The following is a 13,853-nucleotide window of genomic DNA, read 5'->3' as shown; positions in this document are numbered from 1 at the left end:
TTTATCTTACATAAAGAAAATAAGTCTAAAAATAAAAAAATTTTAGACTTATTCATTATATTATACTATATTAATTATATTAAATTAAATAAAAACTTGGACTTACTTTAAAAAACAATTTAGTATTTGTTGTTCTGCTTCTTCTTCTGTAAGTCCTAATGTCATCATCTTTAAAATTTGGTCTCCTGCAATCTTTCCAATTGCTGCTTCATGTACTAAAAGAGCATCTGGATGGTTTGCAGCAATTTCAGGTATAGCACTAATTTGAGAATTTCCCATAATTATTGAGTCACATTGAACATGTGCAGAGCAAAGAGAATCCCCAATAACACAAGGATTAAATTTTTGTTTAGAGTTGTCTTGACCAACTGTACGAGAAATTACTTGAGCAGAAGAATTTTCACCTTCCAATATAACCTTCATATTAGATTCTGCAACTTGATTTCCATGAGTTAACAACTTTTCAAATACAACTATCTTTGCTCCTTTACCTAAAGTGGCATCCATTTCTCTTTTAGTTGAATCAACGCCTTTAATCTGAATTGTTTCCATTTCACAATATGAATCTTCACCCATATTAACAATCGTAACTGGATTTAAAATTCTTTTTCCTTCTCCATCACCTTCGCCATAATGTTTTTCCACATATTTTAGACGAGCTCCTTTATGTAAGAAGAATCTATGTATTCCATTGTGTTCACTGTCATCATTACCACAATTATGTATACCACAACCAGCAATTATAACAACATCTGCATTTTCTCCAATTTCAAAATCATTATAAACCATGTCTTGTACACCAGCTTCTGTTACTATTACTGGTATATGAACATTTTCTCCTTTAGTGTTTGGTTTTACTATAATATCAATTCCAGGTTTATCAGTCTTTGGAGCTATAGTTACATTTTCAGTTGAATGTCTTTCTATACCTTGTCCATTTTTACGTATATTGTATGCTCCTAATGGAGTTCCACGAAGTTCAGCAACTTTTTCTAAAAGATTTAAGTCTATTTTGTTCATTTAATTTGCCTTCCTTTCTAATTAATTCATATCTTTCATTAATTCACAGTTTGAATTAACTTGGCACATGATTTCAGGTAATATAGCATCTTTTGTTCCATGGCTTTTTACTGAACCATCTTGTAAAACAATTATTTCATCAGCTAACTCTAGTATTCTTTCTTGGTGAGAAATTATGATTATAGTTTGGTCAGATTCCCCATGAATTTTCTTAAAACTTTCATTAAGCTTTCCAAAACTCCAAAGGTCTATACCTGCTTCAGGTTCATCAAATATAGAAACCTTTAAATCTCTAGCAAAAAGAGTTGCTATCTCGATTCTTTTCATTTCCCCTCCAGAAAGAGAGTTATCAACTTCACGATTTAAATAGTCTTTTGAGCACAATCCAACATCTGTAAGATATTGACAACACACATCAGTAGACAATGGTTTTCCATGAGCAAGAGTAAGCAGGTTTTCAACTGTCATACCTTTTATTCTTGGTGGTTGTTGAAATGCATATCCTATTCCTTTTTTTGCTCTTTCTGTGATGCTAAGATTAGTTATATCTTCTCCATCTAAAAGTATTTGACCGCTAGTGACTTTTTCAATTCCCATAATAAGCTTAGCAATTGTGGATTTTCCTCCACCATTTGGTCCTGTGATAACAATAAGTTTGCCTTTTTCAAATGAAAGGCTAACATCATTTATTATTCCTAGCTCCTCATTGTTAGACTCAACATTAAAGGAAAGATTTTTTATTTCAAGCATAATACCCCTCTTTTCTGTAAAATATTACATTTATATCCATTCTTTTATTATATCAGTACTTTTTATATCTCAGCAACTCTAAGGGATAAAATATATATTAAATATAAAACAAAGTTATGAAAAAATAAAAAAGATGAGTTTTCATAACTCATCTTTAAAAATCAGTATTATTTAATTATATATGTATCTAAAAATTAACCTTCTATATACTCTAATATTATTTTTTGATTATCTTTTAACATGATTTCTTCTTTTTTAGATTCAATCCCATTCTTTTTTATTTTTACTTCAGCTACAAAAGCGTCATTACCTTCAACCATTTCTAATAATTCATACGCTTTTTTACGTCCTATTTTAGTTGCTATATCTTTTAGTACTGCCATTTTCTTAAACATTTTATCACCTCTACTCAAATTTTACAATTGATTTTTAATTATATAATTATCGTTTAATACTAAATTATAATAATTATTGTATCTAATTATATCAGATATTGAGTAAATTTAACACTTTACAAAATTATTTATCTTCTCTGACTAAGTAAGAATTTCCATCTTGGTCTTTAAAAGAAAACATTCTTCCATAAGGCATCTCCATTAATTCCCCTACTTCAACTTTATTCTTTGCTATCTGTTCATAAGTTCCATGAATATCTCTTGTACTTAAAATTATTGATGGATGCAATAAATTTACATCTTGATTTTGCTTCATCATCAGATTTTTATCATACAATACAAATGTTGTAAATTCATTTTTACTTGGTGCTACTTCCACCCATTTCATATCTGGACCCATTTCTTTTTCATAAGTTACCACAAAATTTAATTTTTCTGTCCAAAACAATTTTGCATCCTCTTGATTATTTACATAGAGAGTTATTTTTCCTATTTTATTTATCATAAAAATACCCACCTTTATTATTAAATAAATATCTAATATTTTTTATATTTAATAATATACCCATATATATTATTAAATATAGATATATATTTCTAATATTTGTCGCCAAATTATGTAATTCTCTACAGTATATAATTTATAGTGTCCATATAATTATATACTTAATTTACATATTTTAATTTTTCTATATATCATACTTATAATTATGATATTCTCTAAATAAAAAATCACTTTTAAATAGAATTTACTATCTAAAAGTGATTTTATATATTCTATGCAACTTTGTGTTTTAGCCACTTCGTTCCTCTTAATCTCAAACAATATAATGTTCCTCTAACAAGCCAATCTGTATACATACCTATCCAAATTCCTAGCACTCCAAATTCTAATACAACCCCTAATACGTAACCTGTAAAAATTCTAAAAATCCACATTCCTATTACGGCTGTCATCATTGTATATCTAGTATCTCCAGCACCTTTCAGCCCTGCTGATAATACAAAGGATATAGGCCATATTACCATAGCTAAACAATCACTTCGAATCAATTGTGTTGATACATCAATTACATTCGAGTTTTGAGTATACATGCTTGAAATCCATGGTGCAATTGGTATAAATATAGCACCTACTGCAAATAAGCAAACCGTTGCAAATTTAGTTAGATACAATAAAGTACTCTTAGCCCCTTTGATGTCTCCCCGTCCTATATATTGACCCACCAAAGTCGTAGCAGACAAGGCCAATGCATTTCCAATTACATTTATAATAGATGCAATTGACATTCCTATTGCATTTGATGCAATCGCTGATGTTCCCATAGTAACTATAAATATTTGAACAATCAATTTACCTGCATTAAAAAGTAATTGTTCAACCCCTGCTGGTATACCTATATTGAATATAGATTTTTGAGTTTCAACATCAATCTTAAATGGAAATATTTTACCTATAGATATAAATTCATTCCCTTTAAACAAAGCCCTTACAATAACTATACATCCGATTATTCTGGCTATGGCAATAGACATAGCTGCTCCTGTTATGCCATAAGAAGGTGTCTGTAAATTTATTCCTAAAGTATTTAAATCAACACCATATATAAGTATATATCCTAATGTTACATTTACTATATTCATAAACATAGTCACATACATAGGTTTCTTTACATCTCCACAACCCCTTAGAATACCATTTGCTATCTGCTGTGTTGCAATAAATGGATAGGTGAATAATGTAAACTCTATGTATAGTTTTGCATTTGATTTTACCAATTCTTCTGCTGAACCATAAAACAAATTGATTACACCTGTTCTAAAAATCCACATTAATACTGTTATTGTAAATGATAATATTACACCAGATATTAATGCTTGCTTGATAGTTTCATTTACTTTTTCATTATCTCTTTTCCCTATTTGTTGAGCTACAACAACAGTAGCACCAACAGATAGCGCAGCAAATACAGATATAAATATATTGTTGATTGAATCAACTATTCCAACTGCAGATACAGCCTCTTCCCCAATATGACCTGCCATCATTGTATTAAATACCCCTAAAAGCATAACAAATGTCTGCTCTATCATTATAGGAATTGCTAATCTTATAACATTCTTCCTTATAAACATTCCTTTTCCTCTTTTCCCTCTTTATATAAATTTAATTTTTAATTAGTTTATCAAACTATGAATTGATATCATAAGGTTTAGAATTGTATTTTCAACGTTATAATATACTGTATTCAAATAATATAAATCTTGTTTAATATCATTTGAACACAGTATATCTTTATAATTATCTTATGTTTATTATTCTTTATGGATACTAGATTTAAAATATTTATGAGTTAAATTAACCAGTTAATATAGCTGGACATCAAACGCAATCACTGTATTTCGATAATATTGTACCACTATTGTACAATAATAACAATTTCATAATATTATCACATATAAGTCCTGTAATAACAATTTGACACTATTACCAACCTGTACCTATTAGTGTAGAATATCTTATTAGGCTTGTTAATTCACTTTGTATCCTAATTCTAATCATTTATAAAATCTTATAAGATATCTGTAACAAAATCACATCAATTTAAATATTGTATCTTATAGACTATTTTTAGGATGTGATACTTTGGTTAATTTGAATGCGAATAATTTAAATGTAAATATGGTTTACCCTATTTCTGCCACAGCACCTATACGTTTCAGAAGATATACTGTTTCATACTTAGAAAACATGGAAAATATTTATTTAACTATAGCAACATACTTTGATACACTTGGTTTAGGTACAGTAAGTATTGACAAAGTTTATGGTCAATGGGCTTGGTTCGTTGATGATATATATGACTTAAATCTATTTGTTTTTGTAGGAAACTATCCTTATCAAATTGCTAAAAGTAGATATGATACATTTGTTGATATTTTACCAGTGGCTATTACTTCTATTGTCAATGGAGACAGAGTGTTTTTAACTTCGAATCCTTGTTTATTAAACTCAAAAATTACAGTTAGATTTATATCTAGCCATCCTACTCTTAATAGAACAGTTGATTATGGTAATATTAGAGATTTTATTTTTTAACAGTACAACATGATGTGCTATTTAAAACAACGTAACCTTTTAGATAATGATATTAATTTAACATAAAAACCTTAGCTAGTACATCATGTTTAACTGTTACAAATTTATAATAATTTTTCTTATCAAATGGTGTTTAAGTTTTTGGGTAGTTCATATATTTTACTTACCTATTTTTTCTGTTCTATATCCTATTTCTTTATTAGCTAATCTATAGCCTTCTTGTATCATATCTTCTCTTGTTAATGCATTTCCTAATAAATTATCAATACTCAGTTGTTTTCTATCACTAAAATACTTATCTAATAATGACTCTTCTATATCTTCTTGAGATGCTAAATGTCCTTCATGCATTATATATTTTACATTGAAACCTTCTTTATTTAATATTTTTCCTAGTAAAATACTTCTATGACACCTTATAGGCTCTTGCATTGCACCTAATAAAACTATTTTATAACCAATTTGACATCCCTTTTTTAATCTTTCGATTCCTTTTAAAAATACTTCTTCCTTTATTACCTCTTCAAAATCTGCATAACCTTCTTTTGTATATACATCTTTATTAGTTCTTTTTGCCCCAAATTCCTTGCCCATGTATATATATACAAATCCAGCCTTTCTCAGGGATTCATTGAATGCCTCCCTATTATACTGAATATTATATTTAGAATATGGTGTTTCTCTAATGTCAACTACACAGTTTATATTATATTTTTTTATCATATTAATAAGCTTATCAAATGGATAATTTGAATGACCTATTGCAAATATTTCCATACAATCACCTACTATTCTTAAAATTACTATTTTATACAATTGATAATCTATCTTACATACAAGCCCTCTACATTGCAAATATACTTAACTATATCTATACTTCCATTTAACCCTATATATACATTGCTAAATAATCCATTTATTTCTAATCCTATTCCCAAATCCAACATATATATAGAGAGATAAACTCTTTCTCTTAGTGCCAACTTCATAAGAGCATCAATTATATAGTAATTATACCCTATTTCTTTAAAATCAAATAAGGTATCGCTTAATTGTTCTAGATATGTACTCTCCTTTTTACTTAGTACTCTTTTTATATGTTTTTTATTTTCACTTACAAAATATTCACTTACAATTATTATTTCTTTACTGTAACTCATTATAATTAATAGTGCTCTTAAAAACTTATTTTCCTGTATAAAATACTTATCCTTTACTTTATCTAAATCCCAAAATACATCAAGGATACTATGTGGAGATTCCTTATCCATCGTTTTAGGAAAACTATCTATTTTAAAATACCTTTCATTTAGTATTATCTTGTCAGTTCTATCTAAATCTATATATGGTAAATCTTCATTTTCATAATCAATATAAAATCCATTAAATACTTGTTTTACTTTATCAGTTAATACTTTATATTTTTCCACTTTATCACCTCAACGAAAATATACAACTTTATAAATAAAATATCAATATATTTTATTTATAAAGTTGTATATTTTCATATCTTATCATTAATTAATTAAAATTAAACAATTAATTGTATTTCTTATGTTAGACCAGTTTTTCTAAGCTTAGTTGTATAAAACTCTATTTTAAATTGCATATTTAAATACATAAAAATCTAGTAAAATATATTAAATATAAAAATAAGGTCTATCTTTTTATTTAGACAGACCTTACTTAATTACTTATATATTATTTTAATTTATTATAAAATATGTTTCACGGGTATCTGAATTTCTGTTAACCAATCTTCTTCATTTTCTTTATTCCATATACCATCTATATAAGATTCCCTAAAATGCCCTATTACTTCATATTTATTATCTTGTATCCATTTAAATGCATCTGCATAAGTTTTTCCTAATGTTGAATATGGTCCATTATGCAATATACAAACTGCATTTTCAACTTCGTCTATTTCTTTAAATTTTAATAAATCTGTGTCTTCTTTTAGGTCATTTATCGCCTGACACATCTCAACATCCATATCTGTTTCTCTATATTCACCATCATGATATATATTAAAACAATAGTCTGGAACCATACATGTACACCCTGATTTCATCATTTCTCCAGCCATTACATTTGGAAACAAATTGAAAAGCTCATCATAATTCTTTAATACTTTTCTCATAGAAGCAATTTTAACTTTTGGTAGAGACTTAATAATTACATTATTCATATCGACTTCTCCTTTTAAGTTTTTAAGGTAATTACGTAGTTTAATAAGCTTATATTCTTCATTCCTCATTACATCTAATATCTCTTTTTCTTTGTTTATTAAAATCCTTTCCACTTCTTCAGGCTTTTCTATTATTTCTTTTATTTCAACTAGTGATATGCCCATTTGTTTTAAGGTGATTATTTGATGCAATTTTGGCAATTGTTCTGTTGTATAGTATCTGTATTTTGTAAATTCGTCTACGTATTCTGGCTCTAACAGCCCTATATCTTCATAATACCTTAATGTCTTTGTAGTTATTTTATTTATTTTAGAAAACATTCCTATAGAAAACATCTCATCACCTGCGCATTAGATTTGATTAATTTAAGTTTAAACCTTACCCTTAGGTCAAAGTCAATATTAAATAAATTATAATTATATTAATTCTTCAATTTTGTCTCCACTTAATACTAAAATATCCCCTCTTTTTATAACAGTTGACCCTTTAGGTACTAAAACCTGCTCTTTTCGTTTTATCATAACTATTAATATCTCTTCTGGTATATTAGAATCCATTATACTCTTGTTAACCCACTTATTATCATCATCTATATTTACTTCTATAAGTTTAGAACTAATTTCACCATCATAGTCATTAAATGTTTTTAATACAGGTGTATTATCATCAACTAAGTCTAACTTCCTTGCTACAGTTGGTATCAACGTACCTTGTAGTCCTACTGAAAGTAACGCTATGAAAAATATTATATGAAATATATCATTCTCTATGACTACTCCTTGAGTAACTGCATAAATTGCAAAAACTACTGATGCAGCACCTCTAAGACCTACCCATGATATAAACAATTTTTCTCTGTTTGAAAATTTAAATTTTGCTAGAGTTATAAATGTGGCTAATGGCCTTGCAATAATTATCATAAATACAGATATGGCCATTGCTATACCAAATACACTTGGTAGTTTTGAAGGGAAGGATAACAATCCTAACATAAAGAATAACATTATTTGCATAATCCATGAAATTCCATCAAAGAAATGAACTAGACTCCTTTTATGAGGTATCTTACTATTGCCTATAATAATACCTGAAATATATACACTTAAATATCCATTTCCCCCAACATATTCACTAAGTGCATAAGAAAGTAACGCAATAGCTGTAATAAATATAGTATAAAATCCTTCTATCTCAAAATTTGAATTTCTCAAAATATAAACAGATAATTTTGCCAATATAAATCCTATTGCCAACCCAAAAGTTATTTGTTTTATTACCATTGGAATAATAAGTTCTACACCAGAATTATTCATCAATGTCAAAATAATTAATGTTAACATATATGCTATTGGGTCATTACTTCCACTTTCAACTTCTAATAATGAAGCAAGAGAACCTTTTAGGTTTAGTTTTTGAGAACGTAATACAGCAAATACAGATGCAGCATCTGTTGAAGCTGCAATTGCTCCAATTAACAAACCTTCAAATAAAGTAGTTCCTATTACCATGTAACAAAATATACCTGTAACACCTGCTGTAATTATTACACCTAATGAAGACATCAGTATAGAAGGTACTGCAACTGGTTTAGCCATATTCCAGTTTGTTCCAAATCCTCCAAAAAACATTATAAATATCAATCCAATAGAACATAATTGTTTTGTTAACTCATAGTTATCAAAATAGATTCCTACCATTCCATCAGACCCAAATAACATACCCAATAAGATAAAAATTAATAATATTGGTACTCCAAATTTATATAATACCTTACTTGAGGTTATACAAATCAATAGTACTAACCCACTTACAATCATCAATTCTGTCATAGCATCATCTCCATTTCATATAAATTTTACAGATTAAATTATATCTATAATTATACTGATTCTTTAAGTATCAATATGATATAAGTTATATTGTGCAAAGTATAATTAAAATTTAACAATCTATTAAAAGTTGATTACTATACTCAATCTCATATGTTTACTTTAATTATATTCATTTAATCTTTATAGTTTGAATTTTATTTAATTAATATTTCATTTTTCAGTCGATTATTTAGTGTATTTCATATTTTTATAGTAAGTTTACAGGTAACTATGAAATACATAATATTTAGATAAGTAATAAGAAACTAGCATGTAGTATTAGATACACTAGATATGAAATCTTCAAAATTTTATCATTGAAATATTTCTTTATATATATTATTGTATATTTTTTACAAATCATTGTCAATTTATTTTTCTCAAAAATAGAATAATTGCATAATCTTTTTTAGATTATGCAACTTATAGATTTAATCCCAAAATTTCCTTACTTCCTCTATGATTTCACTATATGGTAATAAAGTAGCCTCCACTATTGACTTGTTTGTTTTTTCTAAATAATACTTAATCATATAGTAACCACAGGCATATCCTGCACAATAAGGTAGTCCTACTGGAAAATATCCTTGCATTTTAGCTATATCATCACCATAAAGATATGATATTATATTTTGAAATCCAGTTTCTTTTAAGCCACTTTTGATTATTGGCTTTATATAGCTATTCAGTGTTTCAATGTCAGTTTTACTAACCCAAGGCCCTACCATATCATCCCCAAACATCCATGTTGCAAAGTTTTCTGCAAGACCTTCATTTATCATCATTTCTTCTAAAGTTATGTTATTACTCCAATTTATAAATTGAAATCGAATATTGTGATTACATTCATGTGCTAGTGCTGCTGGTAACCTATTAATAGTATACTCATTTGGGACTATTGATAAAAATATATATCCTGGAATTCCACCATCACCAAAATATCCATCACTTAATATTGTATAAGGGTTTTCTGGATTTGCTAATAATATTGAAAATTTATACTCCTCAGTGTTCAATTTATACCCCTCTTTTATAAAAGGCTTTATGGAACTTTCAATAGTTTCTTTACACTTGTTCCAAAGTTTGTCATTGGATAGAATATCTATGTTATTTATTTGACTTTCATTAATATCTTTTGGAGACAAAACCCCCATCATATCACTTGCCATAATTACATCATATCCACCTTCTTGTTTTGCAGTGATTGGAACATTTATACACATCCATTTAAACTCAAAAGGCTTCATCAACTCATATCTGTATATATCCTCTTTCTTATTTGCAGGTGCATTCATTATTTTTTTATATATTTTATCTGAGCGTACCTCTACAATATTCATTTTTATCATCTCCTTTAAAATAAAGTATATAGAATTACGTAGCGTCAATGTCAATATATAAACTTATACAAATAAACAAGAGAATCATTTAATTTCATATAATATGACTCTCTTATATATTTGTAATGTGATGGATTTGTATAAGATTTTTAAACATTTATTTTATTTCTTAAAATTAATTATGTTAAAACAAGGATAATATTATCATCTAACTTAAATTCTATTTTAATGTTGTTAAAATAATATTGCTAGCTCTTGATATTAATTATTTTTTTGTATTAAATACTATATTCTTTTGGTGGCTCGCCTGAAAAATCTGAGATTACAACCTTAGCGTCCTCAAGATAAAATATTTCAAAAGTAGGATTATCTTCATTCTTATAGATTGATTTAACAAGTTCACTAGATTCAATTATTTTTTTCTTTATATCCTTATTGTCTGAGAATATGACTTTTCCACATAGTCTTATCCAAGCAAATTCAGGAGTTGATGTAGTTATTTCTACATATGGACTTTTTTTAACTTGTTTAAATACATCTTTTTCATTACTTGTACAAAAATATAATTTTCCACATTCTTCAATCATAAATTGGAATGGGCGAACTTTTGGCTTTCCATCCGCTCCTATTGTTGCAAAATATTGAACTGGATTTTCCTTTAAAAATTTTACTACTTCATTCATTTCATCTACCCCCTAAAATAATTTGTTGTATTTTTTATTTCTTTAATAATATAATAAACTCATTAGTATCTATTGTATAGTAAGCACTTTAAAGTACTATAGTTACCTAATAGAAACTATTGGCACAGTTTATTTTTTTAATACTTATATATTTAAAAGAAATTTTTATACATATTCCCTAAAATGATATAATACTTTAAAGAAGATTATTAAAGAAAGGATGTTGTGATTTATGAAAAAAGATTTACCTGAATGTCCTGTAGAGATTACTTTACAACTCATCAGTAATCGATGGAAGGTATTAATTATACGAGAGCTATTAGATGGTACTAAAAGATTTGGTGAAATCAAAAAATCTATTGGAGATATAACTCAAAAAGTTTTAACATCAAACTTAAGGTCTATGGAAGAAAGTGATTTAGTAACTAGAAAAGTTTATCCAGAAGTTCCTCCAAAGGTAGAATATACTCTAACAGAAACTGGTTATAGTCTTGAGCCAGTTCTAAATTCAATGCATGAATGGGGAAATGATTACAGACACAAAGTTATTAACAAATAAAAATAACCGTATCTCTTCACTATGATACGGTTATTTAAAAATATTATAAAATAAATATATTATTATTTTGCAATTTGCACATTTTTTAGTCTAATACACTTCAATTATATCTTTATCAGAATCATGCCTAAATAAATAATTAGCTACTCTATTTATGAATCCATTTTTCTGCCAATAAATTGCATCATCTACTAAAAATGGATTATCTGTAATTATACTATCTACATTTAAAATAATCATTTTTTTCATTAATTTACTGTTATTAATAGTCCATACAAAAACTTGTTTTCCTTTTTGATGTATGTTATCTACTACCTTTTTATTTATAAATGTGGACTCTATTCCATATATATCAACATAGTCCCAGTCATAAAAATTCCCATATGCAACTGCCGTTAAATAACAAGTTACCATATTGGGATTTAATTTTTTAACCCTTTTTAATACATTTTTATTCATGGATGCTACAACGCATTGATTATCTATTCTATTTGATTTAATTAGCTCTAATACTCTTTTTTCTACATCAGTTTTTTCATGACCATTAAGCTTTATTTCTATTAGCAATTTTATTTTACCTTTAGAATACTTCATTGCCTCATCAAGAGTTGGTATTTTCTCCCCAGCAAAATCTGACCTAAAATGACTTCCTACATCATATGTCTTAATTTCATCATAATTCACTTCCCAAACATTTTTATTTACACCAGCGACTCTTTCAAAATTAGAGTCATGAAATAAAATCAACTCTCCATCTTTAGTTTCTTGAACATCAATTTCAGCATATTCAGCTTGAGTTATGAAGGTTTCTTTAAATGCTGCTATAGTGTTTTCTGGAGCAACCAACGCTGAAACCCTGTGAGCCGTTGCTGTTGTGTTGTAAAAAAATGAAGTATTAAATAAAATATCATTATTTAAAGAGTACATCATTGACTCAATATGTAAGATAAATAAAATTACTACTATTTTCAAAGTAACTTTTAATACTGACTTTATTGAGTTTTTTTGTTTTTCTAGATTCTTTTTATAGACACGAATGTCATTATATTCATAATAAAATGCAGAAATAAATCCAGTACTAATTATAAATATAGCTATTGATGAAATAAATGCTGCATAATCATTAAACATAATGCATCTACTAATAAATATATCTTTTAAAAAGTTTGCATTTGTGTAATTTTTAGTCCATATTCCTATCAATATAATAATAACATGATAAATTATATACCCCATAACAGTAATTATTAGAGATAATCCTAAGGAATAAAGTATTAATTTTATTGCTTTTCCTTTTGTAAGGCTAGCACTTTTTTTCCTTGCTTCTTTAAAACTATTTGTATTTAGAGTTACCTCATGTATACTAAAAATCCATCTAATGACTGATATATATAATATTAAAATTAAAACCATATAAATTATATTCAGAACAATATTAGAACTTATATAATCCAATATATATTCAGGAAGTTTTATTTTCCCTATAAAGCCTGAGGTTAGGGCTATATTCGTTAATGGAACTATTAGTAATACAAACACAAATAATAATATATTTTTAGGATTCAATATGTTTATAGATTTTCTTAAGGATAATTTAATAAGTTTAAACAAAGTAATTTTTTCAGAAATTCGTGATTTATCAAAACAAATAATCACTGAAGTAAATTCAAAAAACATATAAAACGCCAATATTATAATTGACAGTATAGCTAATACTATTGATAGAGGATTCGTTAATATTTCTCCTATGTTATCAGTACTTAAATACACTATATTTGCACTTTTCATAGAGCTACTTAATACAAGTTTGATTGATGGTAATATAATCAACAAAGCTAATCCTTTATGAAATAGCTCAAATAGAATTAATGTACTCCAGTTATATTTCACCAATTTTATAAAATTATTTAAAACTTTCTTTTTCATGATATCCCCTTAATCTT

Annotated in this window: 15 protein-coding genes; 3 read left to right on the top strand and 12 right to left on the bottom strand. The window is 27.0% G+C overall.

Annotated elements, in window-relative coordinates; translation table 11 throughout:
- The first annotated feature begins 3 nt into the window (after positions 1 to 3).
- Positions 4 to 111, top strand: coding sequence for a hypothetical protein (locus IC214_RS21130; protein WP_227436595.1), 108 nt, complete (start codon positions 4 to 6; stop codon positions 109 to 111).
- Here the strand turns inward: IC214_RS21130 and IC214_RS07385 are convergent.
- The 5 genes from IC214_RS07385 to IC214_RS07365 form a co-directional block, all read right to left on the bottom strand.
- Positions 103 to 1,020: a SufB/SufD family protein gene (locus IC214_RS07385; protein ID WP_227436436.1), complete on the bottom strand. Its 918-nt coding sequence runs from the start codon at positions 1,018 to 1,020 to the stop codon at positions 103 to 105. The two genes, IC214_RS21130 and IC214_RS07385, sit on opposite strands and share 9 nt — an antisense overlap.
- Positions 1,021 to 1,041: 21 nt before the next feature.
- Positions 1,042 to 1,770 (bottom strand): ATP-binding cassette domain-containing protein, encoded by a 729-nt coding sequence (locus IC214_RS07380; protein WP_227436438.1) that lies wholly within the window; start codon positions 1,768 to 1,770, stop codon positions 1,042 to 1,044.
- 194 nt (positions 1,771 to 1,964) lie between these two features.
- The gene (locus IC214_RS07375; protein ID WP_003420681.1) at positions 1,965 to 2,165 is read right to left on the bottom strand and encodes a hypothetical protein; all 201 of its coding nucleotides are present in this window, start codon (positions 2,163 to 2,165) and stop codon (positions 1,965 to 1,967) included.
- 124 nt (positions 2,166 to 2,289) lie between these two features.
- Positions 2,290 to 2,670, bottom strand: a complete 381-nt coding sequence (locus IC214_RS07370; RefSeq protein ID WP_227436439.1) for a VOC family protein — start codon at positions 2,668 to 2,670, stop codon at positions 2,290 to 2,292.
- Between the two features lie 272 nt (positions 2,671 to 2,942).
- On the bottom strand, positions 2,943 to 4,301 hold the full coding sequence (locus tag IC214_RS07365; protein ID WP_227863207.1) for an MATE family efflux transporter: 1,359 nt from the start codon (positions 4,299 to 4,301) through the stop codon (positions 2,943 to 2,945).
- Positions 4,302 to 4,812: 511 nt separating this feature from the next.
- On the opposite strand from IC214_RS07365, the gene IC214_RS07360 reads away from it, so the two are divergent.
- Complete coding sequence (locus tag IC214_RS07360) at positions 4,813 to 5,265, top strand: staygreen family protein (RefSeq protein WP_227436443.1); 453 nt, start codon at positions 4,813 to 4,815, stop codon at positions 5,263 to 5,265.
- Between the two features lie 159 nt (positions 5,266 to 5,424).
- Here the strand turns inward: IC214_RS07360 and IC214_RS07355 are convergent, their stop codons facing one another.
- From IC214_RS07355 to IC214_RS07330, 6 genes are all read right to left on the bottom strand, one after another.
- Positions 5,425 to 6,042 (bottom strand): DUF488 domain-containing protein, encoded by a 618-nt coding sequence (locus IC214_RS07355; RefSeq protein ID WP_227436445.1) that lies wholly within the window; start codon positions 6,040 to 6,042, stop codon positions 5,425 to 5,427.
- A gap of 47 nt (positions 6,043 to 6,089) precedes the next feature.
- Positions 6,090 to 6,695, bottom strand: a complete 606-nt coding sequence (locus tag IC214_RS07350; protein WP_227436447.1) for a hypothetical protein — start codon at positions 6,693 to 6,695, stop codon at positions 6,090 to 6,092.
- A gap of 284 nt (positions 6,696 to 6,979) precedes the next feature.
- On the bottom strand, positions 6,980 to 7,792 hold the full coding sequence (locus IC214_RS07345; RefSeq protein ID WP_227436449.1) for a MerR family transcriptional regulator: 813 nt from the start codon (positions 7,790 to 7,792) through the stop codon (positions 6,980 to 6,982).
- Between the two features lie 81 nt (positions 7,793 to 7,873).
- Positions 7,874 to 9,286 (bottom strand): potassium/proton antiporter, encoded by a 1,413-nt coding sequence (locus IC214_RS07340; protein ID WP_227436450.1) that lies wholly within the window; start codon positions 9,284 to 9,286, stop codon positions 7,874 to 7,876.
- Positions 9,287 to 9,759: 473 nt separating this feature from the next.
- Positions 9,760 to 10,668: a DUF2268 domain-containing protein gene (locus IC214_RS07335; RefSeq protein WP_227834993.1), complete on the bottom strand. Its 909-nt coding sequence runs from the start codon at positions 10,666 to 10,668 to the stop codon at positions 9,760 to 9,762.
- 278 nt (positions 10,669 to 10,946) lie between these two features.
- Positions 10,947 to 11,351, bottom strand: coding sequence for a pyridoxamine 5'-phosphate oxidase family protein (locus IC214_RS07330; protein ID WP_227866432.1), 405 nt, complete (start codon positions 11,349 to 11,351; stop codon positions 10,947 to 10,949).
- Positions 11,352 to 11,583: 232 nt separating this feature from the next.
- On the opposite strand from IC214_RS07330, the gene IC214_RS07325 reads away from it, so the two are divergent.
- Positions 11,584 to 11,910, top strand: a complete 327-nt coding sequence (locus tag IC214_RS07325) for a winged helix-turn-helix transcriptional regulator (RefSeq protein WP_227436457.1) — start codon at positions 11,584 to 11,586, stop codon at positions 11,908 to 11,910.
- Between the two features lie 90 nt (positions 11,911 to 12,000).
- Here the strand turns inward: IC214_RS07325 and IC214_RS07320 are convergent, their stop codons facing one another.
- The gene (locus tag IC214_RS07320; protein WP_227436458.1) at positions 12,001 to 13,836 is read right to left on the bottom strand and encodes a glycerophosphodiester phosphodiesterase; all 1,836 of its coding nucleotides are present in this window, start codon (positions 13,834 to 13,836) and stop codon (positions 12,001 to 12,003) included.
- Between the last annotated feature and the right edge of the window lie 17 nt (positions 13,837 to 13,853).

Source organism: Clostridioides sp. ES-S-0190-01 (genome assembly GCF_020658275.1).
In the GTDB taxonomy this organism is placed as follows: domain Bacteria; phylum Bacillota; class Clostridia; order Peptostreptococcales; family Peptostreptococcaceae; genus Clostridioides.
The sequence above is the reverse complement of the archived record's forward strand: the minus strand, read 5'-3'. Positions and strand labels throughout refer to the sequence as shown.